Source organism: Arenimonas soli, from assembly GCF_014643775.1.
Taxonomy (GTDB): Bacteria; Pseudomonadota; Gammaproteobacteria; order Xanthomonadales; family Xanthomonadaceae; genus Arenimonas; species Arenimonas soli.
On the sequence record NZ_BMKC01000003.1, the window covers coordinates 517,657 to 538,292 of the forward strand.

Annotated in this window: 18 protein-coding genes and 2 pseudogenes; 12 read left to right on the forward strand and 8 right to left on the reverse strand. The window is 69.0% G+C overall.

Annotated elements, in window-relative coordinates; all coding sequences use genetic code 11:
• Positions 1–269: 269 nt before the first annotated feature.
• The 3 genes from yajC to secF are packed head-to-tail and all read left to right on the forward strand — an operon-like array spanning position 270 to position 3,532.
• A complete protein-coding gene (gene yajC, locus IEX13_RS13075) occupies positions 270–608 on the forward strand; it encodes a preprotein translocase subunit YajC (RefSeq protein WP_188665208.1) in 339 nt (112 codons plus the stop codon).
• Positions 609–664: 56 nt separating this feature from the next.
• Positions 665–2,542, forward strand: coding sequence for a protein translocase subunit SecD (gene secD, locus IEX13_RS13080; protein ID WP_188665210.1), 1,878 nt, complete (start codon positions 665–667; stop codon positions 2,540–2,542).
• Positions 2,543–2,599: 57 nt separating this feature from the next.
• The gene (gene secF, locus IEX13_RS13085) at positions 2,600–3,532 is read left to right on the forward strand and encodes a protein translocase subunit SecF (RefSeq protein ID WP_188665367.1); all 933 of its coding nucleotides are present in this window, start codon (positions 2,600–2,602) and stop codon (positions 3,530–3,532) included.
• Between the two features lie 57 nt (positions 3,533–3,589).
• Here the strand turns inward: secF and IEX13_RS13090 are convergent, their stop codons facing one another.
• Positions 3,590–4,024 carry a hypothetical protein gene (locus IEX13_RS13090; protein WP_188665213.1) on the reverse strand — a complete coding sequence of 145 codons (435 nt, stop codon included), beginning with the start codon at positions 4,022–4,024 and terminating at the stop codon, positions 3,590–3,592.
• Between the two features lie 61 nt (positions 4,025–4,085).
• Here IEX13_RS13090 and sufT point away from each other — a divergent pair, with 61 nt between their 5' ends.
• The 3 genes and pseudogenes from sufT to IEX13_RS14285 form a co-directional block, all read left to right on the forward strand.
• Positions 4,086–4,640, forward strand: coding sequence for a putative Fe-S cluster assembly protein SufT (sufT, locus tag IEX13_RS13095; RefSeq protein ID WP_268235906.1), 555 nt, complete (start codon positions 4,086–4,088; stop codon positions 4,638–4,640).
• A gap of 332 nt (positions 4,641–4,972) precedes the next feature.
• A pseudogene (locus IEX13_RS13100) lies at positions 4,973–6,733 on the forward strand (S8 family peptidase); the annotation flags it as partial.
• A gap of 132 nt (positions 6,734–6,865) precedes the next feature.
• Positions 6,866–7,096 (forward strand): annotated as a pseudogene (locus IEX13_RS14285) (proprotein convertase P-domain-containing protein); the annotation flags it as partial.
• 65 nt (positions 7,097–7,161) lie between these two features.
• Here IEX13_RS14285 and IEX13_RS13105 read toward each other — a convergent pair.
• The 3 genes from IEX13_RS13105 to wrbA are packed head-to-tail and all read right to left on the reverse strand — an operon-like array spanning position 7,162 to position 8,631.
• Positions 7,162–7,653 carry an asparaginase domain-containing protein gene (locus tag IEX13_RS13105; RefSeq protein WP_188665219.1) on the reverse strand — a complete coding sequence of 164 codons (492 nt, stop codon included), beginning with the start codon at positions 7,651–7,653 and terminating at the stop codon, positions 7,162–7,164.
• A 22-nt stretch (positions 7,654–7,675) separates the two neighbouring features.
• Positions 7,676–8,041: a DUF2069 domain-containing protein gene (locus IEX13_RS13110; protein ID WP_188665222.1), complete on the reverse strand. Its 366-nt coding sequence runs from the start codon at positions 8,039–8,041 to the stop codon at positions 7,676–7,678.
• A complete protein-coding gene (gene wrbA, locus IEX13_RS13115) occupies positions 8,038–8,631 on the reverse strand; it encodes an NAD(P)H:quinone oxidoreductase (RefSeq protein WP_188665225.1) in 594 nt (197 codons plus the stop codon). Before wrbA ends, IEX13_RS13110 begins: the two co-directional genes overlap by 4 nt.
• Before the next feature lie 81 nt (positions 8,632–8,712).
• Between wrbA and IEX13_RS13120 the strand changes: the two genes are divergently transcribed.
• From IEX13_RS13120 to IEX13_RS13145, 6 genes are all read left to right on the forward strand, one after another.
• Complete coding sequence (locus IEX13_RS13120) at positions 8,713–9,990, forward strand: YihY family inner membrane protein (protein WP_188665383.1); 1,278 nt, start codon at positions 8,713–8,715, stop codon at positions 9,988–9,990.
• Positions 9,987–10,553, forward strand: coding sequence for a TlpA family protein disulfide reductase (locus tag IEX13_RS13125; protein WP_188665229.1), 567 nt, complete (start codon positions 9,987–9,989; stop codon positions 10,551–10,553). The genes IEX13_RS13120 and IEX13_RS13125 overlap by 4 nt, the downstream gene beginning before the upstream one ends.
• A 97-nt stretch (positions 10,554–10,650) precedes the next feature.
• Entirely contained in the window at positions 10,651–11,730 is a 1,080-nt protein-coding gene (locus tag IEX13_RS13130; RefSeq protein WP_188665231.1) for a sensor histidine kinase, read from the forward strand.
• Positions 11,727–12,536: a LytR/AlgR family response regulator transcription factor gene (locus tag IEX13_RS13135; protein ID WP_188665235.1), complete on the forward strand. Its 810-nt coding sequence runs from the start codon at positions 11,727–11,729 to the stop codon at positions 12,534–12,536. The genes IEX13_RS13130 and IEX13_RS13135 overlap by 4 nt, the downstream gene beginning before the upstream one ends.
• Before the next feature lie 119 nt (positions 12,537–12,655).
• Positions 12,656–15,778, forward strand: coding sequence for an efflux RND transporter permease subunit (locus tag IEX13_RS13140; RefSeq protein ID WP_188665238.1), 3,123 nt, complete (start codon positions 12,656–12,658; stop codon positions 15,776–15,778).
• Positions 15,775–16,923 carry an efflux RND transporter periplasmic adaptor subunit gene (locus IEX13_RS13145; RefSeq protein WP_188665240.1) on the forward strand — a complete coding sequence of 383 codons (1,149 nt, stop codon included), beginning with the start codon at positions 15,775–15,777 and terminating at the stop codon, positions 16,921–16,923. The genes IEX13_RS13140 and IEX13_RS13145 overlap by 4 nt, the downstream gene beginning before the upstream one ends.
• Here the strand turns inward: IEX13_RS13145 and ppk2 are convergent.
• From ppk2 to hemA, 4 genes are read right to left on the reverse strand one after another with little or no spacing between them, the layout of a single operon-like run.
• Positions 16,917–17,693: a polyphosphate kinase 2 gene (gene ppk2, locus IEX13_RS13150; protein WP_229668559.1), complete on the reverse strand. Its 777-nt coding sequence runs from the start codon at positions 17,691–17,693 to the stop codon at positions 16,917–16,919. The two genes, IEX13_RS13145 and ppk2, sit on opposite strands and share 7 nt — an antisense overlap.
• Complete coding sequence (gene moaB / locus IEX13_RS13155; protein ID WP_188665246.1) at positions 17,690–18,211, reverse strand: molybdenum cofactor biosynthesis protein B; 522 nt, start codon at positions 18,209–18,211, stop codon at positions 17,690–17,692. The genes ppk2 and moaB overlap by 4 nt, the downstream gene beginning before the upstream one ends.
• On the reverse strand, positions 18,208–19,293 hold the full coding sequence (prfA, locus tag IEX13_RS13160) for a peptide chain release factor 1 (protein WP_188665249.1): 1,086 nt from the start codon (positions 19,291–19,293) through the stop codon (positions 18,208–18,210). Before prfA ends, moaB begins: the two co-directional genes overlap by 4 nt.
• The gene (gene hemA / locus IEX13_RS13165; RefSeq protein WP_188665252.1) at positions 19,271–20,542 is read right to left on the reverse strand and encodes a glutamyl-tRNA reductase; all 1,272 of its coding nucleotides are present in this window, start codon (positions 20,540–20,542) and stop codon (positions 19,271–19,273) included. Before hemA ends, prfA begins: the two co-directional genes overlap by 23 nt.
• Positions 20,543–20,636: the final 94 nt, after the last annotated feature.

Here is a 20,636-nt window from a genome sequence, read left to right on the forward strand (position 1 = left end):
GTAGCGTGCAGTCGCCCTGGCCGACTCTCGGAGACATGGATGTCGACGAGAAGCCCCCATGGATGGGTTCACGGCGTGTCGGACAGGGCGACTGCACGCTGCCTCCACCCGCGAACCGAGCGGGGGCGACACTTGGCCGAAGGCCAAGACCAAGGGCCTCGGGACGGAAGTCCCTCCCGCGGGAGGTGGCTTGACTCCCAGGGCCCCAGGCCCCCGGGGCGCCTGTGGCATACTTGCCCGCTGGCCTTTTCCAACGGATACGCAAGTCCATGAACCTGCTCGATTTCCTGGTTTCACCCGCGGCCGCCCAGGCCGGCGGCGCCGCCCAAGGCAACCCCCTGATGAGCCTGCTGCCGCTCATCCTCCTGTTCGTCGTCTTCTGGTTCCTGCTGCTGCGCCCGCAGATGAAGAAGGCCAAGGAACACCGCGAACTGATCGCCAAGCTCCAGAAGGGCGACGAGGTCCTCACCAGCGGCGGCATGGCCGGCCGCATCGAAGACCTGGGCGAATCCTTCGTCACCGTCGAAGTCGCCGACAAGGTCAGCATCAAGGTCCAGCGGGGCGCCATCACCGCCGTCCTGCCCAAGGGCACGTTGAAGTCGGCCTGATTCGTCCCCATCCGATCCATCCACGGCCCTGACGGGGCCGCCAACGGTTGTCGCCCATGCTTCAGTACGCCACCTGGAAGTACGTCCTCGCCGCGATCCTGATCGCACTCTCGGCCTTTTACTCCCTGCCAAACCTGTACCCCCAGGACCCGGCGGTGCAGATCGCGGCCAACCGCGGCGGTGCCGTCGACGATGCCCTGGTCATCCGGGTCCGGGCGGCGCTGGACCAGCAAGGCCTGGCAGCCAAGTCCGTCGCCATCGAGGGCGAGCGCCTGGTCGTGCGCACCAACAGCACCGACGAGCAGACCGTCGCGGCCGACTCGCTTCGCGAGACACTGGGCAGCCAGTACACCGTGGCGCTGAACCTGGCCTCGACGGTGCCGGACTGGCTGGGGGCATTCGGCGCCAGGTCCATGTCCATGGGCCTGGACCTGCAGGGCGGCGTGCACTTCCTGCTGGAAGTCGACCAGCAGGCCGCCATCGAAAAGCGCAGCAACGGGTTCGCCGACGAGATTTCCGGCGTGTTGCGCGATGGCAAGTTCGCCTACACCAGCGTTTCGCGCACCGCCGACGGCATCCAGGTGCTGCTCAAGGATCCGGCCGACGTGCCGGCGGTGTACTCGGCCATCCAGCGCGAGGCGCCGGAGCTGCAGATCCAGGTGGACGACAGGCAGCCCGGCCGCCTGCTGGCCCGCCTGACGCCCACCCTGATCCAGACGATCATGGACGGCGCGATCGAACAGAACCGCACCACGCTCGACAACCGCATCAACAGCCTGGGCGTCGGCGAGCAGGTCATCCAGCGCCAGGGCGAAAGCCGCATCGTCGTGCAGCTGCCCGGCGTGCAGGACACCGCCGAGGCCCGCAAGCTGATCGGCGCCACCGCCACGCTTGAGTACCGTCACGTCATCGACTACGGCAACCAGGCCCAGCAGGCCGCCGCCACCGGCGTGGTGCCGCCCAACGCGCGCCTGTACATAAGCCGCGAACTCGACGCCGCCGGCAACCGCCGACCGATCCTGCTCTCGCGCCGGGTCATCGCCTCGGGCGACCAGCTGGTCAACGCCACCTCCAATCCCGACCCGCAGGGTGGCGGCCCGGCGGTGCAGATCGAACTCAACAGCTCGGGTGGCAACCGCATGCTGGCCCACACCCGTGAGAACGTCGGCCAGTACATGGCCGCGGTCTACATCGAGACCATCCCCGACGTGCGCATGGTGGACGGCAAGGAAGTGATCACCTCGCGGGTCAGCGAGGAAGTCATCAACGTCGCGGTCCTGCAGGGCGTGTTCGGCAAGAACTTCCAGACCACGGGCCTGGACAGCCAGCAGGAAGCCACCGACCTGGCCCGCCTGCTGCGCGCCGGTTCGCTGGCGGCGCCGATGGTGATCATCGAGGAACGCATCATCGGCCCGAGCCTGGGCGCCGAGAATGTCGCCGCGGGCACGCAGGCGGTGTTCTGGTCCTTCATGTTCGTGCTGGTGTTCTTCCTGATCTACTACAAGACCTTCGGCATCGTCACCAACATGGCCCTGCTGCTGAACCTGCTGATGGTGGTGGCCCTGATGTCGATCATCGGCGCCACGCTGACCCTGCCGGGCCTGGCGGGCATCGCGCTCACCGTCGGCCTGTCGGTGGATGCGAACGTGCTGATCAACGAGCGCATACGCGAGGAGTTGCGCAACGGCAACACGCCGCTCGCGTCGATCGCCAACGGCTACGACAAGGCCACAGGCACGATCACCGACGCCAACACCACGGCCCTGCTGGCCGGCTTGGCGATGGCGGTGTTCGGTTCCGGCCCCATCCGCGGCTTCGGCATCACCCTGATCCTGGGCATCAGCACCTCGATGTACACCGCGGTCTCGGTCTCGCGCGGCATCGCCACCCTGATCTATGGCAAGCGCAAGAAGCTTGCCAAGGTCTCGATCTAAACGACTTCCAGGAGAGACGGCGTGGAACTCTTCCCGTCCAATACCAAGATCAACTTCATGGGGACGCGGTACATCACGGTCGGCATCTTCGTCCTGATGATGCTCGTTTCCGTGGTCGCGCTTTCGACCAAGGGCTTCAACTACGCGCTCGACTTCACCGGCGGCACGCTGGTGGAGATCGAGTTCGAGAAGCCGGCCAACGTCGAGGAGATCCGTTCGCGTCTGGATGCCGCGGGCTACGACAGCCCGGTCGTGCAGACCTTCGGTTCGGGCAACGACATCGTCATCCGCCTGCAGCCGCCTGAGATGGAAGAGGGCGGCTCGCCGCAGGACGCCGACAACACCGCGCAGTCGGGCATGGCGATCCTCGAGGTCGCACAGACGCCGGACAATCCCGGCCAGGTGATCCGCAGCGACTTCGTCGGTCCGCAGATCGGCAACGAGCTGGCGCTCAACGGCGTCTACGCGACCATCTTCGTGGCGTTGGGCTTCCTGGCCTATATCGCCATCCGCTTCGAGTTCAAGTTCGCCATCGCCGCGGTGCTGGCCACCCTGGCTGACGTGCTGGTGGTCTGCGGCTGGTTCGCGATCACCCAGCACGAGTTCGACCTGACCGTGCTCGCCGGCATCCTGTCGGTGATGGGTTTCTCGATCAACGACACGATCGTCGTCTTCGACCGCGTCCGCGAGAACTTCCGCCTGCTCAACAAGCTCGAGCCCAAGGAAGTGCTGAACCGGTCGATCAACCAGACCCTGTCGCGCACGATCATCACTTCCTTCGTGGCCTTCTTGACCGTGCTGGCGCTGTACGTCTACGGCGGGCACTCGCTCAAGGGCATGGCCGAATCGCAGATGATCGGCGTGGTCATCGGCACGCTCAGCTCGATCCTGCTGGCTTGCCCGATCCTGCTGCTGCTGGGCGTCACCAAGCAGGACCTGATGCCCAAGGCCAAGGCCGACGTCGAAGCCGAACTCGCCCGACGTCCCTGAGCATCCGCTGTCGCGGCACCCGGAAAGGCCCGCCTCGCGCGGGCCTTTTTTCTTGGCTCAGCGCGCCAGTTTCCAGGCCAGCGGCAGGGCCAGCACCGCCCAGGCGATGTCCCAGGCGCTGGTGGTGTGGCGGAGCAATTCGCCGGCCAGCACCGGGCCCAGGCGCAGCGCCGACTCGACCGGCTGCAGGCCAAGCATCACGCCCATCGTGATCGCCGCATGGAACCAGTAGCCCAGCGCGATCGCCAGCGCCGTGCCGGCCACGGCCGCCCAGGCCCGCGCCGGGCCCGCCGGCATCGCCGCCAGCCGCAGCAGCAGGACCATGTCCAGCGCCGCCACCAGCGCCAGCCAGCCGCTGGGGCTGCGCAGGGCCAGGGATACCGCCGTCCACAGCGCCACCATGCCCAGCACGCCCGCCACCCAGGCCAGTGCCGGCAGCAGCCCGTCGACGACGATCGCCAGGGTGGAACGGGAACGCTGTGTCGGGCTCAAGGCGGTTTACCGGGGTCAGGGCGGGCTAAAATAGCCGCGATTCCCGCCAGGCGATACCCGAGTGAGTTATTCCCGAACCAGCGAGCCGGTCAAATTCGAGCGCGATTGCGCCGCCGTCATGGTGCCCCAGGGTGAAGAAGTCACCCTGCCGGCCGGCACCGCCGGGTACATCACCCAGGCCCTGGGCGGCTCGTTCACCGTCTTCGTCGACGGCAACCTGTTCCGGATCGCCGGCCCGGACGCCGACGCCATCGGCAAGGAGCGCCCCGAGCCGCTGGTGCTGCCCGAAGGCGCGGGCGACGCCGAGGTCGAAAAGCTGGTCTGGGACCAGCTGCGCACCTGCTTCGATCCCGAGATCCCGGTCAACATCGTCGAGCTCGGCCTGGTCTACGACTGCGACCTGGGCCGCAACGACGAGGGCGACCGCATCGTCAACATCCGCATGACCCTGACCGCGCCCGGCTGCGGCATGGGCGACATCCTGGTCCAGGACGTGCGCGACAAGGTCGAGCAGGTGCCGACGATCGCGGAAGCCGACGTCGAGCTGGTTTTCGACCCGCCCTGGAACCAGACCATGATGTCCGACGCCGCGCGCCTGGAAACCGGCATCTTCTGAGTTGGTCGTGACTTACGCGTCGCGACAGTGATCCTGTCCCCCTGCGGCGCCATGTAGGCATCCCCTAACCGATCGAAAACTGGCCGACGGACGGTCGGTTTTTCGTTGGGCGCCCGCTTGACCCGTGACTTTCGTCACGTTAGCGTCGGTTGGGTGTCATGAACCTGAGATGTTCATCACACATCCGGGTGGTAAGCACCCCCTCCAGCATTAATTCGAGGCCAAGCATGGCCCGGCGGGGGAGGGCGTTCCCAGGGGACCCGGGGCATGGATGCAAGCACGGCCGTCTTTTCGGCCTTCGTTGCCATCACCTTTTCGGGGATCCAAAAATCGTGAGCAATATCTCTCGCAAGCTCCGCCTGCGCGGAATCGTCGCGGCCACCTCGCTGGCCCTCGCCGGCTCCGCGTTCGCCGCCCAGGTCCAGACCGCCGGCCTCGAGCCGGGCAAGCAGTTCGACCGATTCGTGGTCAAGTTCAAGGAAGACGCGCCCGAGGCGCAGAATCCCGCGGCCCTGCGCCGTTCGCTGGAAGTCGCGTCGATCGGCGCCAACCAGCTGATCCAGGCCAGCCGCCTCCAGCGTGGCGACGCCCGCGCGCCCAAGCCGCTGGCAGCGCGCCACCTGCGCCGCATGTCCCTGGGTGCCGACGTCATCTCGACCTCCCAGAAGCTGAGCGCGGCCGATGCCGAGGCGCTGATGCGCCAGATCGCCGCCAACCCGAACGTCGAGTTCGTGCAGGTTGACCGCCTGATGCAGCACACCCTGACCCCCAACGACAGCAGCTACAGCCAGCAGTGGGGTTTCTTCGACGCCGACGCCGGCATCCGCGCCAACCAGGCCTGGGACGTCGCCAACGGCAGCGGCATCATCGTCGCCGTGCTCGACACCGGCCACGTCAGCCACTCCGACCTGAACGCGAACGTCTCGGGCGGCTACGACTTCATCAACGATGCCACGGTCGCCGGCGACGGCAACGGCCGTGACTCCGACCCGAGCGATCCGGGCGACTACTACGGTGGCAACCCGTCCAGCTGGCACGGCACCCACGTGGCCGGCACGGTCGCTGCGGTCACCAACAACGCCAAGGGCGTGGCCGGTACCGCCTGGGGCGCCACCGTCATGCCGGTGCGCGTGCTCGGCCGCGGTGGTGGTTACACCTCCGACATCGCCGACGCGATCATCTGGGCGTCGGGCGGCAGCGTCTCCGGCGTGCCGACCCTGAGCGCCTCGCAGGCCGCGGACGTCATCAACCTGTCCCTGGGCGGCAGCGGCAGCTGCGATTCGCTGACCCAGAACGCCATCAACAGCGCCGTCAGCCGCGGCACCACCGTCGTGGTGGCGGCCGGCAACAGCAATGCCAACGTCGCCAACTTCTCGCCGGCCAGCTGCAACAACGTGATCGCCGTTGCTTCGGTCACCAGCTCCAGCTCGCGTTCGAGCTTCTCGAACTACGGCACGCTGATCGACGTCTCGGCCCCGGGCTCGAACATCCTGTCCACGCTCAACAGCGGCAGCACCTCGCCGGGCAGCGAGTCCTACGCGTCCTACAACGGCACCTCGATGGCGGCCCCGCACGTGGCCGGCGCCGTCGCGCTGGCGCAGAGCCGCCGCCTGGCCCTGGGCCTGTCGCTGTGGACCCCGGCGGAAGTCGAGGCCCAGCTCAAGGCCACGGCCTACCCGCTGTCCGGTTCGTGCTCGGGTGGCTGCGGCGCCGGCATCATCGACGCCAACGCCCTCGTGGCCGCCGCCGGTGGCGGCACCCCGCCGCCGCCGCCGCCGCCGCCGACCGGTGGTTCGCTGACCAAGGGCGTGGCCGTGACCGGCCTGTCGGCCACCCAGGGCAACTCGCTGTACTACACCCTGTCCGTGCCCGCCGGCGCCAGCAACCTGGTCTTCAACATGTCCGGTGGCACCGGTGACGCCGACCTGTACGTGCAGTTCGGCAGCCAGCCGACCGACAGCTCGTACATCTGCCGCCCGTACCTCAACGGCAACACCGAGACCTGCACCATCGCGGCGCCGTCGGCCGGTACCTACCACGTGCGCGTGAAGGCCTACACCAGCTTCTCCGGCGTCAGCCTGGTCGGCGACTACACCGAAGGTGGTGGCAGCCAGCCGCAGACCTACAGCAACACCGCCGACTACCAGATCCGCGACAACTCCACCGTCGAGAGCCCGATTTCGGTCTCTGGCCGCAGCGGCAACGCCCCGAACAACACCTCGGTGGCCGTGGACATCCGCCACACCTGGAAGGGTGACCTGCGTGTCGACCTGGTGGCCCCGGATGGTTCGACCTACAACCTGCACAACCGCAGCGGCGGCAGTGCCGACAACGTGATCGGCACCTACACCGTCAACCTGTCCTCCGAGGCGCTCAACGGCACCTGGAAGCTGCGCGTCAACGACAATGCCCGCGGCGACACGGGCTACATCAACAGCTGGTCGATCACCTTCTGATCCAGCGCTTCAGGCAACACCCCTGGACCCCGGCCTTGCGCCGGGGTCTTTTTTTCCGGGGCCTGCTAGCCGCCGATCGCCTCGAAGCGATTGGCGGCGACGTTCTTGCGGACGGCCGCCGGGTCCCAGATGCGGCCGTTCATGGCGATGTAGACGCCCGGCGGCAGGGACTGCACCGCGCCGACGGCGGTGCCGACATTGAACTCGGCGTCCGAGCCGCGGAAGCGGGCCGGGTTCAGGGCACCGGTGAGGATGATCGTCTTGCCCGGGATCGCCGCCAGCACCTTGGCCGTATCCACCATCGTGTCGGTGCCGTGGGTCACCAGCACGTGCGTCGCCGGCTGGGCGGCGATGGTCGCGCGCAGCAGTTCGCGGTCCTGCGCGGTGATGTGCAGGCTGTCCTTGCGCAGGATCGGGATCACCGTGAAGCGGAAGGCCACGCCCAGCTCCTGCAGGATCCTGCCGATCTGCGGCTCGCCGATCTGGAAATCGGACTTGTCGTCGAAATACACCTTGTCGATGGTGCCGCCGGTGGTGACCACCAGAAGTTCTTGCATGGGATTCTCCTTCGCGGCGGGATTATACGGCCGGCTTGCCGGCGCGGCGGCCCGCGAAGCGGGCGCGCATGCCGTCCCAGCTGGCCGACAGCACCAGCACCGCCGACAGCAGCGTCTCGGCCAGCGCCAGCCCGCGCACTTCCGGCGCCGACCAGGCCAGCATCACGCCGTGGCAAAAATAGAGCAGGGCGGCCAGCGCGCCCCAGAATCCCGCACGCCGGTGCCGCAGCAGCACCAGCACCACCGCCGGCAGGATCGGCAGGCTGAAATAGAGCGCCATCATCCAGGGTGCGGCCTGGGTCGGCGGCGCCAGCCACAGGCGCCAGGCCAGCTGCAGCGCGAACAGCGCCAGGATCGACACGGCTGCCAGCTTGCCCGAACGGCTCATGCCTGCAGCTTCCGGGCGGTTTGTGCCAGGCGCCGGCCCAGGGCGCGCGCCAGCTGCTTTTCGTCGTCCGACAGGCCCGGGTCGTCTTCGGCGCCGGCCACGTGGCTGGCGCCGTAGGGCGTGCCGCCGGTACCGGTGGTGTTGAGCGCGGACTCGGTGAACGGGATGCCCAGCACCAGCATGCCGTGGTGCAGCAGCGGCAGCATCATGCTCAGCAGGGTCGATTCCTGGCCGCCGTGCTGGGTGGCGGTGGAGGTGAACACCGCGGCAGGCTTGCCGACCAGCGTGCCCGAGGCCCATTCGGCCCCGAGGCCGTCGATGAAGTGTTTCATCGGTGCGGCCATGTTGCCGAAGCGGGTGGGGCTGCCCATGGCCAGGGCCACGCATTCGTCCAGGTCGGCCCGGCGGGCATAGGGCGCGCCTTCGTCGGGCACGGGCGGCGCGGCGGATTCGGTGACCGGCGCCACCGGCGGCACCGTGCGCAGCCTGGCCTGCATGCCCGGCACTTCGCCGATGCCCCGGGCGACCTGGCGTGCAAGCGCGGCAACCGAGCCGCCGCGGCTGTAATAGAGGACCAGGATGTCGGGCATGCGTGTCCTGCCGGATTCAGGGGCCGCCATTATCGCGGATATTCCCCGCCCCGACCGGTTTGCTAGTCTTGGCCGATGCAGATATCCCAGGTCACCCACACGGTCCGGTTATGGTGGCACCGGCTGGGCCGTGAGCAGGTCCAGTCCTTTTTCCGCTTCCTCTGGAACCGGTTCCTGGACGACCGCTGCTTCGAAACGGCCGGCGCGCTGTCCTACACCACCCTGTTCGCCCTGGTGCCGCTGTCGATGGTGGTCTTCGGCATCCTGTCGGCGTTCCCGGTGTTCGAGGAATGGAGCGGGATGCTGACCAACTTCGTGTTCTCCAACTTCGTGCCCAGTTCGGCGCGGGTGGTGGAAAGCCACCTGCGTGATTTCGCCCAAAGCGCCCGGCAGCTCACCGCCACCGGCGTGGTGGCGCTGCTGATCTCGCTGCTGCTGACGATGTGGAGCATCGAATCGACCTTCAACCGCGTCTGGCGGGTGCCGACGCCGCGTTCGGGCCTGCTGCGTTTCCTCATCTACTGGACCCTGCTCACGCTCGGCACCCTGGGCGCCGTTGCCAGCCTTGCGGTCACGTCCTACCTGTTTTCGCTGCCGGTGTGGTCGGGCGAGGCCACCACCTGGGGCACGCGCTTGCTGGGCTACCTGCCCAACGTGGTCGAACTGGCGGTGTTCACTCTGGCCTATTGGCTTATCCCGCATCGCAGCGTGCCGCTGCGCTACGCATTGGCCGGCGGCCTGTTCGCGACGGTGCTGTTCGAACTGGCCAAACGAGGCTTCGCGGCCTACCTGCTGGGCGTACCGACCTACGAACAGCTCTACGGTGCGCTGGCCGTGGTGCCCATCTTCATGCTGTGGCTGTACCTGAGCTGGGTGGTGGTGCTGCTGGGCGCCAGCTTCGCGGCTTCGCTGTCGTCGTTCAAATACCAACCCAAGGCGCTGCAGCTGCCCGAAGGCATGGAAATGTATGCCTACCTTCGCCTGCTCGGGCGGCTGAACCAGGCGCGCCGCGAGGGGAAGGGCCTGCACATCGCCGAACTGCAGGCGTGCGAACCCATGTTCACCGACGACCTGCTCCAGCGCATGCTCGCCGGCCTGTCCGGCCTGAACATCCTGCGCCGCGCCGAGGACGGCGCCTGGCTGCTCGCCCGCGACCTGGACACCGTCAGCCTGGGCGAACTGCACGAGGGCCTGGCCCTGCGCGTGCCCGGGCCGATCCATGGCCTGCCGGGCTACGATGACCGCATCGGTCGCGATGCCGCGCGCGCGCTGGCCAACCTGCAGGAACCGCTGGCCGCTCCGCTGTCGCGCAGCGTCGGCAGTTTCTTCACCCCCAATCCGGACAATGCCAAGCCATGAAGACCCTTGTGCCCGCCCTGCTCGTGGCGACGCTGCTGGCCGCCTGCCAGCCAGCCGCCGATCCCGAACCCGCCGCGGCCGCCGCGCCCGGGCCCGCCGCCGCGCCTGCCCCGGAACCCGAGCCCGCGCCGGAGCCCGCAGAAGCCGGCATGCCCAGCCATCCGCAGCTGGTGGTGGAAACGCTCGACCACGGCCCCTTCGACCTGGCCCGGCAGCGCGGGCACTGGGTGGTGGTGAACTTCTGGGCGACCTGGTGCAAACCCTGCCTGAAGGAAATCCCGGACCTGACGGCTTTCGACGCCGCCCGCGACGACGTGCTGGTGATCGGCCTGGCCTACGAGGAAATCGAGCCGGCCGACATGCGCGCGTTCCTGGAAAAACACCCCGCGGGTTACCCGATCGCGCTGCTCGACGTCTACGACCCGCCGGCCGACTTCGATACGCCGCGTGGCCTGCCGATGACCTACCTGGTCGATCCGGAGGGCAAGGTCGCGAAGAAGTACCTGGGCCCGATCACGTCCCAGGAGCTGGCCGCCGACATCGCGGCCATCACTGGCGCCTGACCGGGGCTGCGACGAAGCGTTTTTTATCCGCGCCGGGCCGTGTGGCCAGGCGCGCCCGGCTTGGTAGCATGCCGGCGACCCCGCCCCGGACTGTCCCGTGCCGCCACTTGCCGACGATCTTCGCTCCCGCCGCCTGTTCTGGTGGCTGCAGGCCGGCGGCTGGCTGGGCTACGCCTGCCTGTCCTACCTGCAGGCGCTGGCCCATGGGAAGTCCCCCGACTACTGGCGGCTGAGCTTCGGCGTGGCGCTGGCCGGTTTCCTGGTCACGCTGGGCGTACGCCAGGTTCTGAAACGAAGCTGGGGCCTGCCGCCCCGCGTCTTCCTGCCGCTGGCGGGTGCCTGCGTGGTGCTGGCCACCGGCCTGATCGGGGTGGCCTACATCACCCTGGTGCTGGACTGGTGCGGCGAACAGTGCCGGCCGGCGTCGAGCCTGGGCTATCTTGCCTCGGGCACCGGCCAGCTGTACGTGGTGCTTAGCTGGGTCGGTTTGTACACGGGCATCAAGTACTACCGGCAGCTCCAGCAGCAGTCCCGCCAGATGCTCGCGGCCACCGCGATGGCACACCAGGCCCAGCTAAAGATGCTGCGCTACCAGCTCAATCCCCATTTCCTGTTCAACACCCTCAACGCGATCTCCACCCTGGTGCTGGATCGCCAGAACGACATCGCCAACCGGATGGTCCAGGGCCTGAGCGCCTTCCTCCGGCACTCGCTCGACAGCGACCCGATGCAGCGCGTGACCCTCAAGCAGGAGCTCGACGCGCTGAACCTGTACCTGGGCATCGAGAAGATACGCTTCGCCGAGCGGCTGGAGGTGGAAACCCGGGTCGAGCCGGCCTGCTATTCGGCGCTGCTGCCGAGCCTGCTGCTGCAGCCGCTGGTGGAAAACGCCATTAAACACGCCATCTCGCACCGGGTGTCCGGCGGGCGCCTGTGGGTGCGTGCGCGCCGCAAGGGCGAATCGCTGGTGCTGGGAATCGCCGACAACGGACCCGGCGACGTGTTTCGCGGCGGTCGCGAGAACAATGGCACGGGCGTCGGACTGGCGAATACCCGCGAGCGCCTGAGCGTTCTCTACGGCGACGCGCAGTCGGTGCGCGTGCATGCCTGCGACGAGGGCGGCCTGGAGGTCGAACTGACGCTGCCCTTCGAAACCGGCGGAGCCCCACGCGAATGAACCGTCCGATCCGTACGCTCATCGTCGACGACGAGCCGCTGGCCCGGCGGGGCCTGGAACTGCGCCTGGCCGAGCAGGCGGACGTCGAGATCGTGGGCCAGTGCGGCGACGGACTTTCGGCGATGAAGGCCGTGTCCGAACACTCGCCCGACCTGATGTTCCTGGACGTGCAGATGCCGGGGCTCGACGGCTTCGGCACGCTGCGCGCCATACCCGCGCCGCAGATGCCGCTGGTGGTGTTCGTCACCGCCTACGACCACTACGCGATCCGTGCCTTCGAATCGAGCGCCGTGGACTACCTGCTCAAGCCGGTGGAAGACAGCCGCCTGCACCAGGCCCTGTATCGCGTGCGCGAACAGCTGGGCCAGCGCGAGGCGCAGGGCCATTGCGCCCGGCTGCTCAAACTGCTCGGCGACCTCAGCGGCAAGCCGCAGATGGGGCTTGAAGAGGCGCTGCACGGCGCCGGCGAGCGGCGCCTGGGCGGCAAGGACCGGCTGGCGATCCGCGACGGCAACCGCACCCTGCGCATCGAACTGTCCAGCGTGCGCTGGATAGACGCGGCGGGCGATTACATGTGCATCCACACCGACGAAGAAACCTTCGTCCTGCGCGCCACCATGCGCGAACTCGAGAACCGGCTCGAACCGCGCGAATTCCCGCGCGTGCATCGTTCCACCCTGGTCAACGCCGCGCGCGTGGTCGCGATGCGCCCGCATCTGAACGGCGAACAGTTCCTCACGCTCGATTGCGGGCATGAAATAAAGCTTTCGCGCAGCTATCGCGATCGCATCGTCGTACTGAAATAGGCCGTCGGCCAACGGTCCGGCGCGGCGCCAGCACGTTCCGGCGCGACTCGTGACCATCGTCATGTGGCCAGGCAACCGTGCCCGCGCAAAGTGGCGCCGTCGTCCCCCGTGCCTTCGCCATGAAACCCACCGAAGCTTCGCTCGCCAATCCCGCCGCCGTCGCCGTTGCCGTTGCGCTGGTCATGCTGTTCGGCCTGCTGGCCCTGCTCGACCTGCCGCTGCAGCTGTTCCCGGACATCGACCGCCCGCAGGCGTCGGTGACCACGCTCTGGCGCGCGGCATCACCGCAGGAAATGGAATCGGAAATCGTCGAGCCGATCGAAACCGTGCTTGAAGGCCTGCCGGGCCTGGAGCAAATGGATTCGACGGTCAACGCCGGTTTCAGCGCCATCAACCTGACGTTCGCCGTCGGCACCGACATGCAGGCCGCGCTGGTGGAAATACTCGCGCGGCTCAACCGACTGCAGCCGCTGCCGCGTGACGCGACGCCGCCGCGCCTGGCGCTGGGCTCGGACGACGCCAACCAGTCGCTGACGTATTTTTTCGTGCAGAAGCTGCCCGGCACGCCGGGTGACATCAACGACTACCGGCGTCTTATCGAAGACCGGGTGGTGCCGCGGCTGATGGCCGTGGACGGCGTTGCCGGCGTCGACATCAATGGCGCCGGCGCGGAGGAGCTGGTGATCGAGGTGGACCTCGACCGCGCCGCCGCGCTCGGCGTCACCCTGCCGCAGATCGCCGACGTCGCCGGTCGCGCCACCGACGTGTCGGGCGGTAGCTTCGATGCCGGCCGCCGGCAGTACACGCTGCGCTTTGCCGGACGCTACCCGCCCGAGCAGCTGGGCGAACTGATCCTGGCCTGGCGGGACGGCCGGCCGGTTCGGCTGGCCGACGTCGGCACGGTTGCCGTGAAGCGGCCCGAGCAGGTCTTTTTCGCCTACCAGAACGGCAACCCCGCCATCGGCCTGCGCATCCGTCGCGAAAGCGGCGCCAATGTGCTGGCCGTGCTGGGCGAAGTCAAACGCGCGGTTGCCGAAGTGCGCGAACGCGAACTGGCCCCGCGTGGCCTTGCCATTGAACAGAGCTTCGACGCTTCGGTGTTCATCAACCGCGCCATCGGCCTGCTCTCGGGCAGCCTGTTCGCCGGCGTGCTGCTGGCCGTCGCCTGCCTGTGGTGGTTCCTGCGCAATGCCCGCGCGACCCTGCTGGTGGCCAGCGCGATACCGATCTCGCTGCTGGCCACCTTCATCGTGCTGCAGCTGACGGGCCGCAGCCTGAACGTCATTTCCCTGGCCGGCCTGGCCTTCGCCGTCGGCATGGTGATGGACGCCGCGGTGGTGGTTGCCGAGAACATCCTGCGCCTGCGCGAGGCCGGAAAGCCCGCGCACGAAGCCGCGCTCGAGGGCACGCGCCAGGTTGGCGGGGCGCTGTTCGCCTCGACCCTGACCACGGTGGCGGTTTTCCTGCCGGTGATCTTCATGCGCGACGTCGAAGGCCAGTTGTTCGCCGACCTGGCGCTGACGATATCGATCGCGGTGGGCATTTCCCTCGTGCTGGCGCTGACGGTCCTGCCCGCGGCCGCCGGTGGTTGGCTGCGCGCCACCGGACGCGTGGCACAGCCGGCCGGCTACGCGCGGGCCACCGCCTGGCTGCTGCGGGCCACCCAGGGCCGTCGCCGGCAGCTTGCCTGGGTGCTGGGTGGCGTACTGGCGCCGGTGCTCGGCGCCCTGGTGCTGATGCCTAGCCTGGACTACCTGCCGCCGGTCAAGCGCGCGGCCATCGACGTCTGGTTCAACCTGCCGCCGGGCATGAGTCCGGCCGCCGTCGACCGCGAGATCCGACCGCTGCTGATGGAGCGCATGCGCCCCTACATGGACGGGGAAAAATCGCCCCAGCTGAGCAACTGGTATCTCAACCTGTGGCCCAACGGCGGCACCCTGGGCGCCCGAGTCGTGGACGAAAGCCAGATCGGCGCCCTCGAAAGCGCCATTCGCGACGAAGTAGTCACGGGCCTGCCCGACACCCGCGCCTTCACCGCCGAAGGCAACCTGTTCGGCGGCTTCGGCGGCTCCAGCCGCGCCATCGCCATCCACCTGCAGCACGGTGACGGCGAAGCCCTGGGCCGGGCGGCCCAAGCCGGCCGGGCGCTGCTGGCGGAACACTTCCCCGGGGCGAACGTCCAGGCCTGGCCCAATGCCGACGGCGCCGCGCCGGAGCTGCGCGTGCAGCCCGACGACCGCCGCCTTTCCGAAGTGGGCTGGCGCCGGCCCGAGCTGGGCACCGTGGTGCGGGTGCTGGGGCAGGGCGCCTGGCTGGGCGAACATTTCGATGGCGAACGGCGCCTGCCGATCGTGCTCCGGTCGCGGCGCGCGGACACGGACGACCTGGTGCAGGAATTCGCTGCCGCGCCGCTGGCCACGCCTTTCGGTGGCGTGCTCAGCCTGGGCGAGCTGGCGGCGGTCCAGACGACGCTGGCGCCCAACCAGCTGCGCCGCGTGGACGGCCGGCGCACCGTCAGCCTGACCGTCGATCCGCCGTCGACGCTGTCGCTGGAGGAGGCGCTGGCCATCGTCGACGAGAAGATCGTGCCGGCCCTGCGCGCCGCGCTGCCCGCCGATGCCGGCCTGCGCGTCTCCGGCAGCGCCGATCGCCTGGGCGAAGTCGTGCGGACCATGGCGGGCAACTTCGCGATGGCGCTGGTGGTGCTGTTCCTGCTGATGGCTGCCCTGTTCCGTTCGCTGCGCGACAGTGCGTTCGTCCTGGCGACGCTGCCGATGGCCGTGCTCGGCGGCGTGCTGGCCCTGCAGCTGGTTTCGCTGTTCACCACGCAGACGCTGGACCTGCTGTCGATGATCGGCTTCATCATGTTGTTGGGCATGGTGATCAACAACGCCATCTTGCTGGTGGCGCAGGCGCGTGCCGGCCAGGCGGATGGCCTGGACCTGGACCAGGCGCTGGCACAGGCCCTTTCGCAGCGCCTTCGGCCGATCCTCATCGCCACGCTCACCGGCGTCCTGGGCGCGCTGCCCATGGCCATCAACCCGGGCCCAGGAGCGGTGATTTATCGCGGACTGGCCGCGGTGGCGGTCGGCGGTGTGGCCTTGAGCCTGGTCTTCACCCTGGTTCTGGTGCCGGCCCTGATGCGCCTGTTCGACCGCCCGGCACGCGCCGCCATGCCGGCGCCGGCACCTGCTGGCACCGTCCCTGTCCATTCCGCCTGGAATACTGGAGTCCGCCCATGACCCGTCTGACCTCGATTTCCCGCCGCGCCTGGCTGCCCGGCCTGGTGCTTGCCGTCGTCGCGACCGGGTGGCTGCTGCCGGTCACCTCCGGGTCCCAGGAAGCCGCCGCCCCGGAGCCCCCGCCGGTGCCGGTGGACCTCGCCCTGGCCGTGAAAGCGGACTTCGCGCCGCTGCATTGGTCGCCGGCCAGTGTTGCCAGCCGCGAGGACGCGCGGGTCGCCGCCGAAACCGGGGGGCGCGTGGTCTCGGTCGCCGAGGTCGGCACCGTGCTGCGTCGCGGGGATACCCTGGCCCGCCTGGACGATTCGGCGCTGAAACTGGCCGAACGCAAGGCGTTGGCCGATCGCCAGCGCCTCGGCGCCCAGGTCGAGCTGGCGCGGCGGCAGGAAGAGCGTTACCAGGCCCTGGTCGCGGCCGCCGGCATTTCCGGCGCGCAGCTCGACCAGGTGGTCGCCGACCGCCGGATGCGCGAACAGGACCTGGCCTCGGCGGTCGTCGCGCTCGAACAGGCGCGCCTGGCGCTGCGGCGGTCGATCGTAAGGGCGCCCTTCGACGGCGTCGTCGTCGAGCGCTCGGTCGAACTCGGTGAATTCCTGGTGCCGGGTGCGCCGGTCGCGCGCCTGGTCAACACCCAGGCCCTGGAGATCCGGGCGCGTGCCCCGGTGACCCTGGTCTCGCACCTGCGCGAGGGCGTGCCGGTGAGCCTGCGCCACCAGGGCCAGGTGCGCACGCTGCCGCTGCAGACCCTGGTGCCGGTGGGTGACGAGGCTTCGCGCCAGCTCGAACTTCGGGTTGCGCTGGACCCGGGGCCCGCCGCCGAAGCCAGCCTGGTGGTCGGCAGCGCCGTGCAGTTGGGCGTACCCAGCGCGGCGCCGCGCGAGGTCCTGGCGGTGCCGGGCGACGCGGTGGTGATGCGTGCCGAAGGCAGCCACGTGATGCGGGTAGGTGACGGTGACCTGGCCGAACGCGTGCCCGTGGAGCTGGGCGCGAGCGAAGCGGGCCTGGTTGAAGTGCGTGGCGCGCTGCGCCCGGGCGACCGCCTGGTGGTGCGCGGCGCCGAGCGCCTGCAGCCCGGCCAACGGGTGGCGGTCCCGGACCGCAGGGAGTTGCCCGTGGCGGCGCTGGCGGGCGCGCCGGTTCAGTAGGCCATCGGGATCGGTTTCACCGGGCCGGTGTAGCGCTCCTTGCCCGGGCGCGACTTCAGCGGCGGCAGCGACATCCGCGAACGCGGCACGTCGTGGTCGGGGAGCTGGTCGAGCAGGTGCCGGATAAGGGTAAGGCGACCGCGCTTCTGGTCGTTGAAGTCCACTACCGTCCACGGTGCCTCGGGGCGGTGGGTGGCCTTGAACATGGCGTCGCGCGCCTTGCCGTACTCGGCGTACTTCTCGCGCGCCTTGACGTCGATGGGCGAAAGCTTCCAGCGCTTGAGCGGGTCCTTCGCACGTTCGGCGAAACGCTCCTCCTGCTGTTCCTGGTCCACCGCCAGCCAGTACTTCAAAAGCAGGATGCCGTCGTCCACCAGCATCTTCTCGAACACCGGCACCTGGCGCAGGAAGGCCTTTACCTGCTCGGGCGTGGCATAACCCATCACCTTCTCGACGCCGGCGCGGTTGTACCAGCTGCGGTCGAACAGGGTGATCTCGCCGGCCGCCGGCAGGTGCGGCACGTAACGCTGGAAGTACCACTGGCCCTGCTCGCGTTCGCTGGGCTTGGCCAGCGCGGCGATGTGGGTCTGGCGTGGGTTGAGCGTCTGCGCGATGGCGTTGATGGCGCCGCCCTTGCCGGCGGTGTCGCGGCCTTCGAAAAGCACCACCAGGCGCTTGCCGGTGTGTTCAAGCCAGCGCGCGACCTGGTTGAGTTCAACCTGCAGCGGCTCGAGTTCCTTTTCGTATTCCTTGCGCTTCATGGCTGTCAGGACTCCCGGAGGCGGGGACGCAGGCTGGCGAGGTTGCAGGGGCGGGTGCGGGCGTCGAGCTGGGCGCGGATAAGCCGTTCCCAGCCGGTGCGGCAGGCCGACGTGGAGCCGGGCAGGGCGAATACGAACGTGGCGTTGGCCAGGCCGGCGAAGGCGCGTGATTGCAGGGTGCTGGTGCCGATGTCGTCGAAGCTGAGCACGCGGAACATTTCGCCGAATCCCGGCATGGCCTTGTCCAGCAGCGGTGCGATGGCTTCGGGCGTGGAATCGCGGCCGGTGAAGCCGGTGCCACCCGTGACCAGGATGCCGTGCACGGCCTCGTCGGCGATCCAGCGCGACACCAGCGCACGCATCGCGTACTTGTCGTCGCGCACGATGGCGCGTTCGTGCAGTCGGTGGCCGGCCTCGGCCAGCGCCGCGCAAAGGTAGTCGCCGGACGTGTCCTCGGCCGGCCCGCGGGTGTCGGACACGGTCAGTACGCACAGCGACAGCGGGATGAAGGTTTCGCCGGCGCTCATGCGGCCTCCGTCAGCAGCTTGAGTTCGTCGGCCTGGTGTTCGCGGGTCAGGCGGTCGACCAGGTCGTCCAGGTCGCCGGCCATCACCTGTGGCAGCGCGTACAGGGTGAGGCCCTCGACGCGGTGGTCGGTGATGCGGCCCTGAGGGAAGTTGTAGGTGCGGATGCGCTGGCTGCGGTCGCCGCTGCCGACCTGCAGCCGGCGTGACTGCGCCTGCGCCGCGGCCTGCTTCGAACGTTCCTCGTCGAGCAGCCTGGCCTTGAGCAGCGACATCGCGCGGGCGCGGTTCTTGTGCTGGCTGCGTTCGTCCTGGCATTCGACCACGATGCCCGAGGCCAGGTGGGTGATGCGGATCGCCGAATCGGTCTTGTTCACGTGCTGGCCGCCGGCGCCGGAGGCGCGGAAGGTGTCGACGCGGATGTCACCGTCGCGCAGTTCGATCTCGTCCACTTCGTCCAGTTCGGGCAGGATCGCCACCGTCGCCGCCGAGGTGTGGATGCGCCCCTGGGACTCGGTCGCCGGCACGCGCTGAACGCGATGGGTGCCCGACTCGAACTTCAGCCGCGAATAGGCGCCGCGACCCTCGATGCGGGCGACGATCTCCTTGTAGCCGCCGTGTTCGCCTTCGCTGGCCGACACCACCTCCACGTTCCAGCGCTTGCTTTCTGCGTAGTGCGCGTACATGCGGAACAGGTCGCCGGCGAAGATCGCCGCTTCGTCGCCGCCGGTGCCGGCGCGGATTTCCAGGAACAGGTTGGCCTCGTCGCGCGGGTCGCGTGGCACCAGCAGCAGGGCCAGGGACTGATCGAGTTCGGCCAGGCGCTGGCGGGCGGCCGGGATTTCCTCGTCGGCCAGTTCGCGCAGCTCCGGGTCGTCGCGCATGCCCTCGGCAGCCTGGAGGTCGCGCTGGGCCTGGGCCCAGGCGGCCAGGCCGGCGGCGACCGGTTCGAGCTGCGCGTATTCCTTGGAGAGCGCGCGGAATCGGTTGTTGTCGGCCAGCACGCCGGGGTCGGCCAGCAGGCGGCCGACTTCTTCGTGGCGCTCGGCCAGGGCTTCGAGCTTACGGCGCAGGCCGGGTGTCATCGTCGTCCTTGTACAGGCGCTCGGCGGCGCGCAGCAGGTCCAGGTCGCCGTCCAGCGCGGCCTGGCGCAGCGCGCTGGACGGTCCGTGCAGCAGCTTGTTGGTCAGTTGGTGGGCCAGCCGGTCGAGCACTTCTTCGGGCGGGCGGCCAGCGGCGAGCTGTTCGCGGGCGCGGGCCAGGGCTTCGGTGCGGGCGGATTCGCCACGGCTGCGCAGGGCCTTGAGTGCGTCCTGCCGTCCCTGCGCGCGCCACCAGGCCATGTAGTGTTCGACCTGCAGGTCGATGATGGCCTGGGCCTGTTCGGCGGCTTCGCGGCGCGAGGCGCGATTTTCCTCGATCACCTGTTCCAGGTCGTCCACGGTGTACAGGTAGACGTCGGCCAGCGAAGCGACGCTGGCTTCGATGTCGCGCGGCACCGCCAGGTCGAGCATGAACACCGGGCGATGGCGGCGCGCCTTGAGCGCGGCCTGCACGGTGTCGCGGCGCAGCACCGGTTCGCGCGAGGCAGTGGCGGTGATGACGATGTCGGCTTCGGGCAGGTGTCGCGGCAATTCGGACAGCGGCAGGGCATAACCGCCGTAGCGGCTGGCCAGGGCCTGGGCGTGTTCGAGCGTGCGGTTGGCGACCAGCAGGCGCTTGGCCTTGGCATCGACCAGGTGGCGGGCGGCCAGTTCGATGGTGTCGCCGGCGCCCACCAGCAGCACCGTCGCGCGGTCGAGTTCGCTGAACACCTGGCGCGCCAGGCGCACGGCCGCATAGGCCACCGACACGGGGTGGGCGCCGATGCGCGTGTCGGTGCGCACGCGCTTGGCGACCCGGAAACTTTGCTGGAACAGGCGGTCGAGCGGCGTGCGCAGGCGCTGCTGGCCACGCGCGGCCTGCCAGGCGTCCTTCACCTGGCCCAGGATCTGCGGTTCGCCCAGCACCAGCGAGTCCAGCCCGGTCGCGACCCGGAACAGGTGGCGCACGGCGTCGTCGTCGCGATGCACGTACAGGTAGTCCGACAAGGTGGCGGGCGCCAGGCCGTGGTAGTTCGCGAGCCAGTCCGCCACGCCCGCTTCCGCGCCGTCTTCGACCTGGCAATAGATCTCGGTGCGGTTGCAGGTGGAAAGCAGGGCGGCTTCGGCGACCCCGGGCACCGCACCCAGGCCGTGCAGCGCGGCGGGCAGCTGGCCGGCGTCCAAGGCCACCCGTTCGCGCAGGGTCAGCGGCGCGGTCTGGTGGTTGAGGCCTAGGGCGAGCAGGGGCATGGCTGGCTTGGGTCGTTGGCGGCCCGCCATGCGCTAAGCTCTGACGGGCTGGGCTCTCGTGGATTCCGGCCCATAGTCTAGCCGGTGCCCGCCA